This window comes from Citrobacter sp. CK194 (genome assembly GCF_030333395.1).
Taxonomy (GTDB): domain Bacteria; phylum Pseudomonadota; class Gammaproteobacteria; order Enterobacterales; family Enterobacteriaceae; genus Citrobacter_B; species Citrobacter_B koseri.
Map to the genome: position 1 here is coordinate 57456 of NZ_JAOWGA010000012.1, position 16291 is coordinate 73746.

Genomic DNA, 16291 nt, shown 5'->3' on the forward strand with positions numbered 1-16291 from the left:
CCGCAACATACAGGCGCAAAGGCCCGATTCTCTGTTCTTCCGTCAGTCGACAGAAGAAGAAATCTCTCAATTTTCTGCCATGTTTATGCCGGATGGCGGCTTCGCCTTATCCGGCCTACATTTGAGCGAGCAGGCCTGATAAGCACAGCGCCATCCGGCAGTCATGAATACTTCTTCGTGCGCCGCGTTGGCGCGGTATTCGCCGGATCGTCCGGCCAGACATGTTTGGGATAACGCCCTTTCATCTCTTTTTGTACCTCGCGGTACGCTCCCTGCCAGAACGCGCTTAAATCGCGCGTAATCTGTAGCGGGCGTTGGGCCGGTGAGAGCAACTCCAGCACCAGCGGCACGCGCCCCTGCGCGATAGCAGGCGTATTCGCTTCGCCAAACATCTCCTGCATTCTGACCGCCAGCGCTGGCGGGTTATCTTCGTGATAACGAATGGCTATCCGGCTTCCCGTCGGCACAGTGTAATGCGCGGGCAGCTCACTATCCAGACGTTGCAGCATAGACCAGTCCAGCAGGCCACGTAACGCCTGGGTAATATTCAGGGCTTTCAGGGCGCGCAGCGTATGAACGCCCGTCATGTGCGGCAGCAGCCAGCTTTCCAGCGTCGCCAGAAGAGAAGCGTCATCAACGGCGGGCCAGTCGTACTCCGGCAACCATTGCGCCGCGCACAGCAGACGCAGGCGGAACTGTTCAGCCTCCGGCGTCCAGTTGAGCACACTTAGCCCTTTATCGCGAATGCCATTGAGCATCGCCTGGTGCAGTTCCTCTTCCGAAGGCTTAGCCAGCGGCTGAACTTTTACCGTCAGTTGCCCGATACGCATTCGGCGCAGCGCCTTTAACGTTCCCTGCGCGTCGTCCCACTCTACCGTGTCGGACTGCTGCAACAACGCCGGACATGCCTGAATAAGCGCCTCGATATCCAGCGGTAAAGCCAGCAGAATACGGGCATCCGGCGACGCGCTTCCCTGCAACAGCAACGGTGCGATAAGCCACTCATGGCGACCCAGCGCGTCATCGGCGTCGAGCACCGCGCCCATGCCATTCGCCAGTTGATAGCGCCCTTCCTGACCGCGTCGACGCGCGATACGATCGGCAAACGCCTGCGCAAGCAGCGGCGCCAGCATCGTGCTGTCCACCTCGCAGCCTCGCCCGTTGAGCCGTTTCAGGAGCTGCTGGCTACGCTGCTGCCAGCCCGGTTGCTGGCGCGAAAACGCCACGCTGAGGTCGGTATTGCCCGCGCGCGGCGGCTCCTCCAGAATCGCCGCCAGTTTCGCCGCCGTCGCCTTTTCACTGTCATTGCCGGCGCTGACCAGCATCGCCGCCAGACGGGGGTCGTTGCCAAGCCGCGCCATTTTCTGCCCCGTCGCGCTCAGCCGCTCACCATCCAGCGCATTCAGCATCTGCAACAGCCGCCGGGCTGCCTGCACGTTGGCGGCCGGGGGAAGGTCCAGCCAGTTGAGCTGCGCGGGATCGCTGCATCCCCATTGCAGCAGCTCCAGCAATAAACCGGACAGATCGCTTTGTAAAATCTCCGGCTCGCTTTGCGCCGCCGCCCTTTCCGCCTGCTCTTTCGCCAGCAGGTGAACACACACGCCCGGTTCCAGACGCCCGGCGCGTCCGGCTCGCTGCGTCATGGAGGCCTGGCTGACGCGCTGGGTAATCAGCCGCGTCAGGCCGGTTCGCACGTCATAGCGCGCCACGCGCTCCTGCGCGCTGTCCACCACCAGACGGATACCCTCGATGGTTAAACTGGTTTCGGCAATATTGGTCGCCAGCACGACTTTGCGCATCCCGCGCGGCGCAGGCAGTATCGCTTTACGCTGCGCCTCCAGAGACAACGCGCCATACAGCGGGCATAACAGCACATCATCCGCCACGCGCGCGGCCAGGTGTTCCTGTACGCGCAGAATTTCCCCAACGCCCGGTAAAAACAGCAGCAGAGAGCCGGTTTCGTGACGCAGCAAATCTGCCGTGGCGATGGCCACCGCCTCATCAAAACGCAGTTGGGCCGGAAGTGACTGGTAGCGACGCTCAACGGGCCAGGCACGCCCCTCAGACACCACCTGCGGCGCATCAGGAAGGCGCTGTTGCAGCTTCCCGTTGTCCAGCGTCGCAGACATGATCAGCAGTTTCAGATCGTCACGCAGCCCTTGCTGCACGTCCAGCAGCAGGGCCAGCGCCAGATCCGCCTGCAAACTGCGCTCATGAAATTCATCAAGGATCACCAGCCCGACGCCGTTCAGCTCGGGATCGCGCTGGATCATTCTTGTCAGCACCCCTTCCGTCACCACTTCAAGCCGCGTCTGCGGGCCAACACAGCTTTGCGCGCGCATCCGATAACCGACCGTTTCGCCGGGCTTCTCGTTCAGGAGTTCCGCCAGCCGCTGCGCCACATTGCGTGCCGCCAGGCGGCGCGGTTCCAGCAGGATAATCCGCCCCTGAATGCCTTTATGCGTCAGAAACTGCAACGGCAGCCAGGTCGATTTCCCCGCGCCGGTTGGGGCGGTGAGCAAAACCTGGGGCGCGCTTTCAAGCACGGCAAGTAATTCGGGCAGTACGGCGGCAACGGGCAACGACGTCACAAATGGCTCCAGAGGGTTAACATTCTTCGCGCTGCATTGTAGCATCGCGTTAATTCATAACCGAGTACCCATCATGTCTGAGCCGAAAAGGCTGTTCTTTGCCATTGAATTGCCCGACGAGGTTCGTGAGCAGATCATCGCCTGGCGCGCCGGTCATTTTTCCCCGGACGACGGCAGGCCGGTCGCCGCAGCGAATTTGCACCTGACGCTGGCGTTTTTAGGCGAGGTGAGCGCGAGCAAACAACAGGCGTTATCACAGCTTGCCGGACGCATCCGTCAGCCGGGCTTTACGCTCAGGCTGGATGACGCGGGCCAGTGGCTACGTTCGCGGGTCGTCTGGCTGGGGATGCGACAGCCGCCGCGCGGGCTGCTGCAACTGGCGAACATGTTACGCGCCCAGGCGGCGCGCAGCGGTTGTTATCAAAGCCCACAGCCTTTTCATCCGCATATTACGCTGCTGCGCGACGCCAGCCATGCGGTCGCCATTCCAGCGCCGGGTTTTTGCTGGTCGTTTCCGGTCAATGAATTTGCGCTTTATGCCTCGTCGTTCGAACGCGGCCGCACACGTTACACACAACTACAGCGCTGGACGCTTGCCGAATAAAATAGTCTGCAAAAGCAGGCTTTAAGGAAATCACATGCAGTTCTCTCCGCCATTGCAGCGCGCCACCTTAATTCAGCGCTACAAACGTTTTTTAGCCGATGTCATTACGCCGGACGGCACGGAATTAACGTTACACTGCCCAAATACCGGTGCGATGACCGGATGTGCCACGCCGGGCGATACCGTCTGGTATTCGACATCAGAAAATACTAAACGCAAATATCCGCACACCTGGGAATTAACGCAAACCCGGACAGGCGCACTTATCTGCGTTAACACCCTGTGGGCAAACAGATTAACGAAGGAAGCGATTCAGAATGAGCAGCTTTCAGAACTTTCAGGCTACAGCCTGTTAAAAAGCGAAGTAAAATACGGCGCGGAACGCAGCCGTATTGATTTCATGTTACAGGCAGATTCCCGACCCGACTGCTATATTGAAGTGAAATCGGTCACATTAGCGGAACAAGAGTATGGTTATTTTCCCGATGCCGTCACCTTACGGGGACAAAAACACCTTCGGGAACTGATGAGCGTAGCGGCTGAAGGCCATCGCGCCGTGGTGTTATTCGCGGTGCTGCATTCAGCCATTACACGGTTTTCACCCGCGCGGCATATCGATGCAAAATATGCGCAACTATTGATTGAAGCACAGCTAAAGGGGGTAGAAATTCTGGTTTATAAAGCCGAACTTTCTGCCGAAGGTATGACTCTAAAAGAACCGTTACCCATGACTTTATAATGGCGTAAACAATCGGTTAATTAGTATTCTGGTCGCGTACGCAAATACGCTTTTCCTCACAGGGTTGTCAAGTGTTACGTTTAGATAATTGCTATCCTGAAAAGCATCTGCTATTTATAGCGACCTGATTTTTCCCCCGACAATGGGGATCGATAGTGCGTGTTAAGGAGAAGCAACATGCAAGAAGGGCAAAACCGTAAAACATCGTCCCTGAGTATTCTCGCCATCGCTGGGGTGGAGCCGTACCAGGAGAAACCGGGCGAAGAGTATATGAACGAAGCCCAGCTGTCGCACTTCAAGCGTATTCTTGAAGCATGGCGTAATCAACTCAGGGATGAAGTCGATCGCACTGTGACTCATATGCAGGACGAAGCGGCTAACTTCCCTGATCCGGTTGACCGTGCCGCGCAGGAAGAAGAATTTAGCCTTGAGCTGCGTAACCGCGCCCGTGAGCGCAAACTGATCAAAAAGATCGAGAAAACGCTGAAGAAAGTGGAAGACGAAGATTTTGGCTACTGCGAATCCTGCGGTGTCGAAATTGGTATTCGCCGTCTGGAAGCGCGTCCAACAGCCGATCTGTGCATCGACTGCAAAACGCTGGCTGAGATCCGCGAAAAACAAATGGCGGGCTAATCCCGTCAGACCGTAGAACGCCGGATGGCGCTACGCTTATCCTGCCTGGCAACAATTCATAGGCCGGATGAAGGGTTTGCGCCGCCATCCGGCAAAATCCGGGCGGGTTATCTCCCGCCTTATTCTTTTATATTGTCCACCGGTATGACCAACGCACACTATATTGGCCGCTTCGCCCCGTCCCCCTCTGGCGAGCTGCACTTTGGTTCACTGATCGCCGCCCTCGGTAGTTACCTGCGAGCCCGCTCTCAGCATGGGATCTGGCGAGTACGCATTGAAGATATCGATCCCCCTCGTGAAGTTCCCGGTGCCGCAGAGACAATTCTGCGTCAGCTGGAACATTACGGCCTGCACTGGGATGGCGATATATTGTGGCAGTCCCAACGCCATGACGCCTACCGCGACGCGCTCGCCTGGCTGCGCCAGCAGAATTTAAGCTACTACTGCACCTGCCCACGCGCGCGTATTCAACGCATCGGCGGCGTTTACGACGGCCATTGCCGAACCTTGCAGCATGGGCCGGAAAATGCCGCCGTGCGGATTAAACAGTTCAGTCCGGTGATGCAATTTCATGACGTGCTGCGCGGCGATATCCAGGCCGACCCGCTGCTGGCGAGTGAGGATTTTATTATTCATCGCCGCGATGGTCTGTTCGCCTATAACCTGGCGGTGGTCGTGGACGATCATTTTCAGGGCGTCACGGAAATCGTGCGCGGCGCGGATTTAATCGAACCCACGGTACGGCAAATTTCGTTGTACCAGCAGTTCGGCTGGCGCGCGCCGGACTATATTCATCTGCCGTTGGCGCTCAACGAACAAGGCGCTAAACTTTCCAAACAGAATCATGCCCCAGCCTTGCCGGAGGGCGATCCACGCCCCGTACTCATTGCCGCGCTGCGCTTTCTGGGCCAGAACGCCACGGCGCAATGGCAGGATATGCATACCGACGAATTATTGCAGTATGCGGTGGATAACTGGACGCTTACGACGGTGCCGGAATCGGCAAGTGTAAATCCAGCATTCTCAAATGCGTCTTGCTGAGCTATGATTAGCCGCTATTTTTACGCAGTAACTTGTCCTGATTGATGTTTGACACTACCGAGGTGCACTATTTTTACCCGAGTCGCTAATTTTTGCCGCAAGGTGCTAAACCGCGAGGAGAGCGAGGCCGAGCTTGCCGTCGCCCGTCCACATATGACGGTAATCCCGCGTGAGCAGCACGCTATTTCCCGCAAAGATATCAGTGAAAATGCTCTGAAAGTAATGTACAGGCTCAATAAAGCGGGATATGAGGCCTGGCTGGTTGGCGGCGGCGTGCGCGATCTTCTGCTCGGCAAAAAACCGAAAGATTTCGATGTCACCACCAATGCAACGCCGGATCAGGTGCGGAAGTTGTTCCGTAACTGTCGTCTGGTGGGTCGCCGTTTCCGTCTGGCGCACGTCATGTTCGGCCCGGAGATTATCGAAGTGGCGACATTTCGTGGTCACCATGAAGGCAACGACAGCGACCGCGCCACCTCCCAGCGCGGGCAAAACGGCATGCTGTTGCGCGATAACATCTTCGGCTCCATTGAAGAAGACGCCCAGCGTCGCGACTTCACCATTAACAGCCTCTATTACAGCGTGGCGGATTTCACCGTGCGCGATTACGTCGGCGGTATGCAGGATCTGAAAGACGGCGTGATTCGCCTGATCGGCAACCCTGAAACGCGTTACCGCGAAGATCCGGTGCGAATGCTGCGTGCAGTCCGTTTCGCCGCAAAACTCGATATGCGCATCAGCCCGGAAACCGCAGAGCCGATTCCGCGCCTGGCGACCTTACTCAACGATATTCCGCCCGCGCGTCTGTTTGAAGAGTCCCTGAAACTTCTGCAAGCGGGCTATGGTTTCGAAACCTACAAAAAGCTGCGTGAATACAGCCTGTTCCAGCCCCTGTTCCCCACCATTACGCGTTATTTCACCGAAAACGGCGACAGCGCGATGGAGCGCATCATTGCGCAGGTGCTGAAAAATACCGATAACCGCATTCATAACGACATGCGCGTTAACCCGGCGTTCTTGTTTGCCGCCATGTTCTGGTATCCGCTTCTGGAAATGGCGCAGAAAATCGCTCAGGAGAGCGGCCTGGCCTATTACGACGCCTTTGCGCTGGCCATGAACGAGGTGCTGGACGAAGCGTGCCGTTCGCTGGCGATCCCGAAACGCCTCACAACGTTAACCCGTGATATCTGGCAACTCCAGTTGCGGATGTCCCGCCGCCAGGGCAAACGCGCCTGGAAGCTGCTGGAGCATCCGAAATTCCGCGCCGCATACGATCTGCTGGCGTTGCGCGCCGAGGTGGAAAACAACGCTGAACTGCAACGTCTGGCGCAGTGGTGGGGCGAGTTCCAGGTTTCAGCGCCGCCCGATCAGAAAGGCATGCTGAATGAACTGGATGAAGACCCCGCGCCGCGCCGCCGCCATCGTCGTCCGCGTAAACGCGCGCCACGCCGCGAGGGAACCGCGTGACGGTTGCCTATATCGCGCTCGGCAGCAACTTAGCCTCTCCGCTGGAGCAGGTTAATGCTGCCGTGAAGGCTATCGGCGACATCCCGGACAGCCGCATTGTTGCCGTTTCCTCGTTTTACCGCACTCCCCCGCTAGGCCCGCAGGATCAGCCCGACTACCTGAACGCCGCCGTTGCGCTGGAAACCCAACTGGCGCCGGAAGAACTGCTCAACCACACGCAGCGTATTGAGTTACAACAGGGTCGCGTTCGCAAAGCCGAACGCTGGGGGCCGCGCACGCTCGATCTCGACATCATGCTGTTTGGTGATGACGTAATAAACACGCCCCGCCTGACGATACCGCACTACGACATGAAAAATCGCGGTTTTATGCTGTGGCCGCTCTTTGAAATCGCCCCCGACCTGGTGTTCCCGGGCGGCGTCACGCTGCATCATTACCTCACGCGCCTCGCAGCAGAAAAACCTGCCTACTGGTAAATTGCCCGCCCCTCTTTAGCGTTTACTGCTTTCGGGTTAATCGATTGCTTAAATCCATTGCCCCCATCAATGCTGCTGTTAAAATGCCGGTTAATATGACCTCCACCATCAGGAAACGTTATGAAACCGACGACTATCGCCTTGCTGCAAAAATGTAAGCAAGAGAAAAAGCGCTTCGCAACTATCACCGCCTACGATTACAGCTTTGCCAGACTCTTCGCTGACGAGGGTATCAACGTGATGCTGGTAGGCGACTCGCTGGGCATGACGGTTCAGGGACACGATTCCACCCTGCCTGTTACCGTAGAAGATATCGCTTACCACACGCGTGCGGTGCGCCGTGGCGCGCCTAACTGTCTCCTGCTCTCCGACCTGCCGTTTATGGCCTATGCCACCCCGGAGCAGGCGTTTGAAAACGCCGCCGTGGTGATGCGCGCGGGGGCGAATATGGTCAAAATCGAAGGCGGCGCCTGGCTGGTCGATACGGTAAAAATGCTCACCGAACGCGCGGTGCCGGTGTGCGGCCATCTGGGACTGACGCCGCAGTCCGTCAATATCTTTGGCGGCTATAAGATCCAGGGGCGCGGCGATGCGGGGCAGGTACTGCTGGATGATGCGCTGGCGCTGGAAGCGGCAGGCGCGCAGTTGCTGGTGCTGGAATGCGTGCCGGTTGAGCTTGCTAAACGCGTCACCGAAGCGCTCTCTATTCCGGTCATCGGCATTGGCGCAGGCAACGTAACCGACGGTCAGATCCTGGTGATGCACGACGCCTTCGGCATTACCGGCGGCCACATTCCGAAATTTGCTAAAAATTTCCTGGCGGAAGCAGGCGACATGCGCGCCGCCGTGCGGCAGTATATTGCCGAGGTTGAGTCCAGCGTCTATCCGGGCGAAGAACACAGCTTCCATTAATGGGGTGCTTGTAGGCCGGATAAAACGCCCTGCGTCGCCATCCGGCAAAATGCCTGATGGCGCTACGCTTATCAGGCCTACAAACCACTGTCCATCAGGCAACTTAAGGAGTCTTGTTGTGCTAATTATTGAAACCCTGCCGCTGCTGCGACAGCATATTCGCCGCCTGCGCCAGGACGGTAAACGCATTGCGCTGGTGCCAACGATGGGCAACCTGCACGATGGTCATATGAAACTGGTTGAGGAAGCGAAAGCGCGCGCTGACGTCGTGGTGGTCAGTATTTTCGTGAACCCAATGCAGTTTGACCGCCCGGACGATCTGGTACGCTACCCACGAACGTTGCAGGAAGATTGCGAAAAGCTGAACAAACGCAAAGTGGATTTCGTGTTCGCGCCGGCGCCAGCGGAAATTTACCCGCAAGGCACCGACGGCCAGACTTACGTTGATGTTCCTGGGCTGTCCACCATGCTGGAAGGCGCCAGCCGTCCGGGTCATTTCCGTGGTGTTTCCACCATCGTCAGCAAACTCTTCAATCTCGTCCAGCCGGACATCGCCTGCTTTGGCGAAAAGGACTTCCAGCAACTGGCTTTAATCCGCAAGATGGTGGCCGATATGGGCTACGACATCGAGATCGTCGGCGTACCGATTATTCGCGCCAAAGATGGTTTAGCGCTGAGTTCGCGTAACGGTTACCTGACCGCCGAACAGCGCAAAATTGCTCCCGGCTTAAATAAGGTGATGAACAGCGTCGCCGAGAAATTGCTGGCGGGTAATCGCGATCTGGAAGAGATGATCGCCGTCGCCGAGCAGGAGCTGAATGAGAAAGGCTTCCGCGCCGATGACATTCAGATTCGCGACGCGGACACGCTGCTGGAACTCACCGATAGTAGCAAACGCGCGGTGATCCTGATGGCGGCATGGCTGGGTCAGGCTCGCCTGATCGACAATCAGTCCGTTACATTAACCCAGTAGACAGGGGTTAAAAATCAGGCAATACTGCCTGAGAATTTCCTCAAAGCAGGCGACGCCTGCTTCGTTATCGCTAAGATTTAAAGGTAGAAGTTATGATTCGCACTATGCTGCAGGGCAAACTCCACCGCGTGAAAGTGACTCAGGCGGACCTGCACTACGAAGGTTCCTGCGCCATTGATCAGGATTTTCTGGACGCAGCCGGTATTCTTGAAAATGAAGCCATTGATATCTGGAACGTGACTAACGGCAAGCGCTTCTCAACCTATGCGATTGCCGCCGAACGTGGTTCCAGAATCATCTCCGTGAACGGCGCAGCGGCGCACTGCGCTGCGGTGGGCGATATCGTGATCATCGCAAGTTTCGTTACCATGTCAGACGAAGAAGCGCGTCGCTGGCAGCCCAACGTCGCCTATTTTGAAGGCGATAATGAAATGAAGCGCACCGCGAAAGCGATCCCGGTACAGGTTGCCTGATATTTCCCAAATATATTATTATATTAATAAAAGGAGCCGAAAAACTTCAGCTCCTTTTATTTTAAATAATTCCGGCCTTTCTTATCAGGACAACTAATAATATTAGTTGAGGCGTTATCAGAAAATTTAAACAAACGTTCAACAATCCATCGTTATATTTATTTATATCATTAAATTCTTTTCCTCACAAATTCATCAGGTGAATAACCAAAAATAAAAACACTTACCTTTCAACAAAATAACCATCAGTTAAGTTTACTTAAACACCATTTAAGTAAAGATAATTACAATTATCAATAAATATTTTCCTATACTCCGCAAAGTTAATGTAATTCCCCGGCCGGCCTTTACGCTTAACAGACGAAGTACTTTTTCTAAAAACGTAAAGTACACTTATTATCTAATACGGATGTTTACCAAAATGGCATTGAAAAAATACGCATTAGCTGCGGCAGTTCTGGCAACTATTTCCAGTTCAGCATTCGCAGCAGACGCGGATCGTGGCACCATCACCTTCCACGGCCTGGTCACCCCGAATACCTGTAACATCACGCTGAAAGATGATCCACTGAGTTCCCAGACAACTAAAGACTTCAACGTCACTCTGCCGACCGTGTCAGTAGAAGACTTCGCCGCTGGTACTGCTGCCGACGTTAACAGCACCCTGGGCCAGGCTAAGTTCGCGCTGTCCGTTTCCTGTGCGGATACTGAGTTGCAGTCTGCTGATGCGCAGTTTGATTCCTGGGGCGGTTCTTCCGCAAACAACGAAGGCGCGCTGGTTCCACCAACTGGCCTGCAAGGTTCAGCAACCAACGTAAGCCTGGTTCTGCACAACGATGGCAACACGAAGACCGATCTGATCAAAATCGATCATCCTAACAACACTCAGTCAACCACGCTGACTGATGGCAAAGGCGAACTGAACTACACCGTCGCTTATATGGGCCCGGCTACTGGCGTAACCAGCGGTTCCGTGCAGGCACAGGTTGCCTTCACCATGAACTACCAATAAGCAACAGGACTGTCGTTCTTCATCCTCTGGCTTAAGCCAGAGGATGTTTTCGTTACATCCAACAGGGAGTGGATAGCATCATGTTCAGCCTGACGTTAAAAACCGGATTAAAAACCCTCACCGCCGCCATGATCGGCATCGCCTCTTTTCAGGCATGCGCCGACGTGGTTATCTCCGGCACACGCATCGTATATCAACAATCCATGAAAGATGTGATTGTGAACCTGGATAACCGAGGCAAAAACCCGCTGTTACTTCAGATCTGGCTGGATGACGGGAGCCCGAACGTTAACCCGCAGGAATTAAAACTGCCTTTTGTCATTACCCCACCCATTTCACGCATCGATCCAGGGAAAGGCCAGTCTGTGCGTGTGACATATTTACAGCAGCCGCTGCCGCAGGATCGGGAATCCTTATTCTGGTTTAACGTGCTGGAAATCCCCAAAAAAGCAACGGCGAAAGACGGCGAAAGCCAGAACCAACTGCAACTCGCTTTCCGTACCCGTATTAAGCTATTTTTCCGCCCGGACGGCTTAAAAGGCACCCCGGGTGAGGCGATGAAGCAGGTTAAATGGTCGCAAACGCGCCAGGGCAACACCCTGTCTTTAGTTGGCCGTAACGACTCGCCCTATAACGTTTCACTCTCCAGCGCAACGTTTAAGGTCGGCGCCAAAGAGTATGAAATTGACAGTAAGTCGATTAAGCCGTTCTCCAGCGAAACCATGACGGTTAAAGGATTAACGAATAACGCCAGCGGAGAAGTGGTGTATATCGCTATCAATGATTTTGGCGGAACGGAAAAACTCACCGCCAACGTTAATTAATAAATTAAAAATATATTTTTTCTTCTTATATAACGGCAACCCGCTTTAATCGACTGGACTTGTTATGATTTTTCGACGATCTCTATTATGTCTCGCCATTAGTGCGGCATTGCCGTTCTCTGTTCATGCGACGGGAAATACGCCTGCACAGTCCTCTGCTCCCGACTCAGAGGAAATGGTAGAGTTTAACGATCAATTCCTGCTGAATATGGGGAGTGCAGTCGATGTAAGCCGTTATGCTCAGGGTAATCCAATATTACCGGGAACCTACCGGGCGAAAATAAGCCTGAACGGTGAAAATAAATCGACGCAAAACATCGAATTTAAAGATAACGGAACGCCACGCGCCACGCCGTGTATTACCGCATTGTTGCTGAAACAAGCGGGCGTTGATAGTAGCGTGCTGGGGAATACTATTTCCGACGATGATACAACCTGTATTGATATCAAAAAATATTACCCCCACTCGTCGGTGAATTTCGATACCTCAAAACTTACCCTGGAATTGACGATGCCGCAGCTTTACGTTCTCAAACGCCCGGCGGGATATGTCGATCCATCATTATGGGATGCAGGTATTCCGGCGGCGTTGCTGTCGTACAACCTCAACGCCTGGCATAGCGAAAGCGATGGCAATAATTCCGACACGGCTTACGCCGGTCTGCAATATGGGCTGAATTTGGGCGCATGGCGGCTGCGCTCCCGCGGCACCTACAACTGGGATAAAGACAACGGTTCGGATTACTCCAGCCAGGACATTTACCTCCAGCGCGATATTCCGGCGTTAACCGCGCAGGTTGTGGCGGGCGAAACCTACACCAACGGCGACACCTTCGACTCCGTCAGCCTGCGCGGGATGCGCCTGTACAGCGACGATCGCATGCGCCCGGAAGGCCGTACCAACTACTCACCGGTCATTCGTGGCGTCGCTAACAGCAACGCCAAAGTCACCGTCATGCAAAGCGGCAGCAAAATTTATGAAACCACCGTACCGCCAGGCCCGTTTGAACTGAGCGATCTCAGCACCACCGGCTACGGTAACGATCTACAGGTGACTGTAGAAGAGTCTGACGGCAGCAAGAGAACCTTCACGGTTCCTTTTTCCTCGGTTACGCAGATGATGCGTCCGGGAACCTCACGCTGGGAGTTTGGCGCGGGCGAACTGAACGACGATTCGCTGCATGACAGACCGAACATTGGTTACGCCACTTGGTATTACGGTCTCAACAACACCTTTACCGGCTACGCGGGCGTGCAGTACAGCGACATGGATTTTTACGCCGGTTTGCTTGGCGTGGCGATGAACACCGCGATCGGCGCCTTCGCGTTAGACGTCACGCAGTCACATGCACAAATTGACGAGCTGGGAACGCTGACCGGCCAAAGCTATCGCCTGACGTACAGCAAAGTCATCGAAACCACCGACACCTCATTCAATGTGGCGGCATACCGTTTCTCGACGGAAGACTACCTCAGCTTGCGGGACGCCGCCGCGCTGCACGACGACGTGAAATACGGCAGCTATAAGAATCAGTCATATGAGTCCAGCGACGAACTCTATTCTGACTATCAGCGTATGAAAAACCAGTTTCAGATTAGCGTCAGTCAACCGCTGGCGTTCAATGGTGAAAACTACGGCTCGCTCTATGTCACCGGCACCTGGGAAGACTACTGGAATGAGAGTGGTTCCACCTCAAACTACAGCGCAGGTTACAGCAATGACTTCCGCTATGGCAGCTACAGCATCTCGCTCCAGCGTACCTATGATGAAGATGGCGAAAAAGATGACAGCGTTTATCTCAACGTCAGCATTCCGTTAAGCACGTTCTCCAGTGAACGTAAAAATATTGCCGGTTTTAACAACGTCAATATGAGCGCGCGTACGGATATGGAAGGCAGCGCCAACTTTAACAACACCGCCAGCGGTAATACTGAAGACGGTAAGATTAACTACTCCATCAGTACGGCAAGCAATACCGGTGATTATGGCGATTTGAATCAGATCAGCGGTTACGGCTCGTGGAGCAGTCCGTATGGCCCTCTGTCAGTCTCTACCTCTTTTAGCGATGACAGCAGCAAACAATATTCCGCCAACTATAGCGGCGGCATGGTGGTTCACACTGGCGGCCTGACGATGGCGCCAGGAACGTTAAGTGACACCGGCCCCATCATTCTGGTTCATGCCAGCGGCGCAAAAGGCGCGCAGCTCGGTTACGGCAAAGGTGAAATAGGTCGTTCAGGATACGCGATTATGCCGTATGCCTCGGCTTACCGTGAGAACCGCGTTGGGCTGAATATCAGTTCTCTGGACGCCGACGTCGAGGTCAAAAACACCAGTGAAACCATCGTCCCGCGTGATGGCGCCGTGGTGCTGGTCAACTTCGAAACCGACGAAGGTCGTTCTCTCATCCTTGAACTTCTACGCAACGATAAAGGCTTTATTCCACTCGGCGCAGACGTCCTGACCGATAAAGGCGAGCTGGTCGGCGCCGTCGGTCAGGCCGGGCAGGCTTATGTGCGCGGCGTAGAAGATCAGGGCACCCTGCGAGTTGTCTGGGGTAAAGAAGCAGGTAGCGCCTGTACGGTGAATTATCACATTACCGACAGCGCACAAAAGGCAGGATTAACCACAATCCTGAACAATCAACTCTGTCATATGCAATAAGTTATTTTTCTACAGGGAGTTCCCTTAATGACTTTAAAAAGTAATAAATATCTCCGCAGTTTACCTGTCGCTATGTTAGCGCTGGCGGTGTGTTCATCCGTTCATGCAGACAACGGCGACAGCATCGACATTACCTTCCGAGCCAATATCCGGGACACAACCTGTGATATGACGATTAATGACTCGGACAGTAGCTCCACCATCATCATCGGCGCCGACGGCAAAGTGTCGCTGGGCGATATCATTAAATACCAGACCAGCGAGGCAGCGTCAGGGCCAACGATGGCGCAATTCGCCCTGAAAATTAAAAACTGCCCGGAATCCGTAACCGGAATTAAAGCCTCCATCAGCGGCACGACCTCCGGTTACGACGGCGGTACGCCGAAAACCATCCTCCTCCCCGGTACGGGTGAGACAGGCCCCACCGGGATTGGCCTGAAATTCTCTCGTGTCAGTGCGCCAACCAGCTATTTTGCTATTTTTGCCAACGAAACGGAGACCTCAGATAACGATGCCGAGGTAATTAAATGGAGTCCTGCTGAAATAGACAGCAAACAGGTCGACCTTGTGGCGCGTCTGGTGACGACAAGGATCTCCGGTACAACCCCGGCGGTTGGCGCCTTCCAGGCAACAGCAACCTTTAACTTTAGCTATGAATAATTCCTGCGATATAACGGAGCATCATAATGAAATCTAATTCTCTTTTTCTCGCGCTGGCGGTAGCTGGTGGATTATTCAGCGGCCTGACCCACGCCGCCCCGGTGACAGGCACCAATCAGTTGCAGGCTATCTTTACCACTGAGATCCTCCCTGGCACCTGTAACACCCAGGTGACGGATGCAGATGGCCCGACCAGCACGATTGACTTCGGCGATCTGTATAAGAACGAAGTCGGTACGCGTACCGAATCCTTTAATATCGCACTGACCGAATGCGCGGGCGTGTTAACCACAACCGTGGCGGCTCAGCCAGGGGCGGGCAATACCTGTTCCGGCGACTCCTACGCGACAACAGGCGCCACGAATACCGCCGTCGAGATCTGGGAAACCGCCGCAGACTCAGGCACCCAGTTAGCCTGCCAGACGGGCAACCCTTCGAATGTACTGACGCATTCGTTTGGTTCGAAGAATATGAACCAGAGCTACACCTATCCTCTGGTGGCTCGCTGGGTCGTTGCGAACGGTAAAACAGCCGCTGATATCACAACAGGTGAAGCGACGTCGCTTATCACCTTTTTAGTCACCTACCAGTAATGTAGCCAGCGGGCAACTATGCGACAGACACTATTTTTTATGCGATTTACTTTCGCCCTGCTGGTGGGCCTGGCAGGACTGTGGCCTGTCGTCAGTCAGGCTGACGACAGCGGAATGGACGTCAATTTTAAGGCGAAGATTCTGGCCAATACCTGCCAAGTAAGCCTGGAAAATGGCGGTAATGTCGAGTTGCCAACCGTCACGCGCAGTTGGTTTTACAATACGGACAACAGCGATCGCCTGCGGCCGGAAACGGACGCTGGCGGTACAACGTTTACCATTCAGGTTGTCAACTGCGACGTGCCGCCAGCAGGAAGCGAAGGAAGCCAGCAGCTTCATTTTCGATTTGAACCGCAATTCGGTATAAACCCCGACAACAGCCAGGTATTTATCAATAACGCGGTCAGCGATCAGGCCAGAAATGTCGGTGTGGTTGTTTTTTCCGCCACACACCACACGAACGTATTGAATAGCGATGGCAGTTCCGACGTAGCGTATGACCTTAGCGGGCAAGCGGCACCGCTCTTTCCAGCAGATTATGTGTTTTACGCCCGCTACCAGAACACGGGCGATGTCGGCAACGGACTGGTGACCAGCAATGTAGTGGTCAATGTAACCTATCAGTAAA

The 16291-nt window shown here is 54.7% G+C and carries 16 protein-coding genes; 15 read left to right on the forward strand and 1 reads right to left on the reverse strand.

Features of this window, described 5'->3' with window-relative positions; all coding sequences use genetic code 11:
* Positions 1–161 precede the first annotated feature (161 nt).
* Positions 162–2591 (reverse strand): ATP-dependent helicase HrpB, encoded by a 2430-nt coding sequence (hrpB, locus tag OGX80_RS01000; protein WP_181899090.1) that lies wholly within the window; start codon positions 2589–2591, stop codon positions 162–164.
* Between the two features lie 73 nt (positions 2592–2664).
* On the opposite strand from hrpB, the gene thpR reads away from it, so the two are divergent.
* The 15 genes from thpR (at position 2665) to OGX80_RS01075 (ending at position 16290) form a co-directional block, all read left to right on the forward strand.
* A complete protein-coding gene (gene thpR, locus OGX80_RS01005; protein WP_047458852.1) occupies positions 2665–3195 on the forward strand; it encodes an RNA 2',3'-cyclic phosphodiesterase in 531 nt (176 codons plus the stop codon).
* Positions 3196–3229: 34 nt separating this feature from the next.
* Entirely contained in the window at positions 3230–3934 is a 705-nt protein-coding gene (gene sfsA / locus OGX80_RS01010) for a DNA/RNA nuclease SfsA (RefSeq protein ID WP_012134013.1), read from the forward strand.
* Between the two features lie 177 nt (positions 3935–4111).
* On the forward strand, positions 4112–4567 hold the full coding sequence (dksA, locus tag OGX80_RS01015; protein WP_001155231.1) for an RNA polymerase-binding protein DksA: 456 nt from the start codon (positions 4112–4114) through the stop codon (positions 4565–4567).
* Positions 4568–4711: 144 nt separating this feature from the next.
* Positions 4712–5608, forward strand: a complete 897-nt coding sequence (gene gluQRS, locus OGX80_RS01020; RefSeq protein WP_115182357.1) for a tRNA glutamyl-Q(34) synthetase GluQRS — start codon at positions 4712–4714, stop codon at positions 5606–5608.
* Positions 5609–5677: 69 nt separating this feature from the next.
* Complete coding sequence (gene pcnB, locus OGX80_RS01025; protein WP_204267647.1) at positions 5678–7075, forward strand: polynucleotide adenylyltransferase PcnB; 1398 nt, start codon at positions 5678–5680, stop codon at positions 7073–7075.
* The gene (folK, locus tag OGX80_RS01030; protein WP_115181979.1) at positions 7072–7551 is read left to right on the forward strand and encodes a 2-amino-4-hydroxy-6-hydroxymethyldihydropteridine diphosphokinase; all 480 of its coding nucleotides are present in this window, start codon (positions 7072–7074) and stop codon (positions 7549–7551) included. The genes pcnB and folK overlap by 4 nt, the downstream gene beginning before the upstream one ends.
* 120 nt (positions 7552–7671) lie before the next feature.
* On the forward strand, positions 7672–8463 hold the full coding sequence (panB, locus tag OGX80_RS01035; RefSeq protein ID WP_012134017.1) for a 3-methyl-2-oxobutanoate hydroxymethyltransferase: 792 nt from the start codon (positions 7672–7674) through the stop codon (positions 8461–8463).
* 118 nt (positions 8464–8581) lie between these two features.
* Positions 8582–9436 (forward strand): pantoate--beta-alanine ligase, encoded by an 855-nt coding sequence (gene panC / locus OGX80_RS01040; RefSeq protein WP_024130695.1) that lies wholly within the window; start codon positions 8582–8584, stop codon positions 9434–9436.
* A gap of 92 nt (positions 9437–9528) precedes the next feature.
* Positions 9529–9909 (forward strand): aspartate 1-decarboxylase, encoded by a 381-nt coding sequence (gene panD / locus OGX80_RS01045; protein ID WP_012134019.1) that lies wholly within the window; start codon positions 9529–9531, stop codon positions 9907–9909.
* A gap of 421 nt (positions 9910–10330) precedes the next feature.
* Complete coding sequence (locus OGX80_RS01050; RefSeq protein WP_115181980.1) at positions 10331–10921, forward strand: fimbrial protein; 591 nt, start codon at positions 10331–10333, stop codon at positions 10919–10921.
* 80 nt (positions 10922–11001) lie between these two features.
* Positions 11002–11745: a fimbrial chaperone gene (locus tag OGX80_RS01055; protein ID WP_049009322.1), complete on the forward strand. Its 744-nt coding sequence runs from the start codon at positions 11002–11004 to the stop codon at positions 11743–11745.
* A 64-nt stretch (positions 11746–11809) separates the two neighbouring features.
* Positions 11810–14410: an outer membrane usher protein gene (locus OGX80_RS01060; protein ID WP_047458871.1), complete on the forward strand. Its 2601-nt coding sequence runs from the start codon at positions 11810–11812 to the stop codon at positions 14408–14410.
* A 27-nt stretch (positions 14411–14437) separates the two neighbouring features.
* The gene (locus tag OGX80_RS01065) at positions 14438–15070 is read left to right on the forward strand and encodes a fimbrial protein (protein ID WP_115181982.1); all 633 of its coding nucleotides are present in this window, start codon (positions 14438–14440) and stop codon (positions 15068–15070) included.
* Between the two features lie 26 nt (positions 15071–15096).
* The gene (locus OGX80_RS01070; protein WP_012134024.1) at positions 15097–15663 is read left to right on the forward strand and encodes a fimbrial protein; all 567 of its coding nucleotides are present in this window, start codon (positions 15097–15099) and stop codon (positions 15661–15663) included.
* 18 nt (positions 15664–15681) lie between these two features.
* On the forward strand, positions 15682–16290 hold the full coding sequence (locus OGX80_RS01075) for a fimbrial-like protein (RefSeq protein WP_012134025.1): 609 nt from the start codon (positions 15682–15684) through the stop codon (positions 16288–16290).
* The last annotated feature ends 1 nt before the right edge of the window (position 16291 follow it).

Bases quoted from the DNA above. Each gene is read 5' to 3' on its own strand.
- thpR (WP_047458852.1), top strand. From the start codon at position 2,665: ATGTCTGAGCCGAAAAGGCTGTTCTTTGCCATTGAATTGCCCGACGAG.
- sfsA (WP_012134013.1), top strand. From the start codon at position 3,230: ATGCAGTTCTCTCCGCCATTGCAGCGCGCCACCTTAATTCAGCGCTAC.
- dksA (WP_001155231.1), top strand. From the start codon at position 4,112: ATGCAAGAAGGGCAAAACCGTAAAACATCGTCCCTGAGTATTCTCGCC.
- gluQRS (WP_115182357.1), top strand. From the start codon at position 4,712: ATGACCAACGCACACTATATTGGCCGCTTCGCCCCGTCCCCCTCTGGC.
- panB (WP_012134017.1), top strand. From the start codon at position 7,672: ATGAAACCGACGACTATCGCCTTGCTGCAAAAATGTAAGCAAGAGAAA.
- panD (WP_012134019.1), top strand. From the start codon at position 9,529: ATGATTCGCACTATGCTGCAGGGCAAACTCCACCGCGTGAAAGTGACT.
- OGX80_RS01050 (WP_115181980.1), top strand. From the start codon at position 10,331: ATGGCATTGAAAAAATACGCATTAGCTGCGGCAGTTCTGGCAACTATT.
- OGX80_RS01055 (WP_049009322.1), top strand. From the start codon at position 11,002: ATGTTCAGCCTGACGTTAAAAACCGGATTAAAAACCCTCACCGCCGCC.
- OGX80_RS01060 (WP_047458871.1), top strand. From the start codon at position 11,810: ATGATTTTTCGACGATCTCTATTATGTCTCGCCATTAGTGCGGCATTG.
- OGX80_RS01065 (WP_115181982.1), top strand. From the start codon at position 14,438: ATGACTTTAAAAAGTAATAAATATCTCCGCAGTTTACCTGTCGCTATG.
- OGX80_RS01070 (WP_012134024.1), top strand. From the start codon at position 15,097: ATGAAATCTAATTCTCTTTTTCTCGCGCTGGCGGTAGCTGGTGGATTA.
- OGX80_RS01075 (WP_012134025.1), top strand. From the start codon at position 15,682: ATGCGACAGACACTATTTTTTATGCGATTTACTTTCGCCCTGCTGGTG.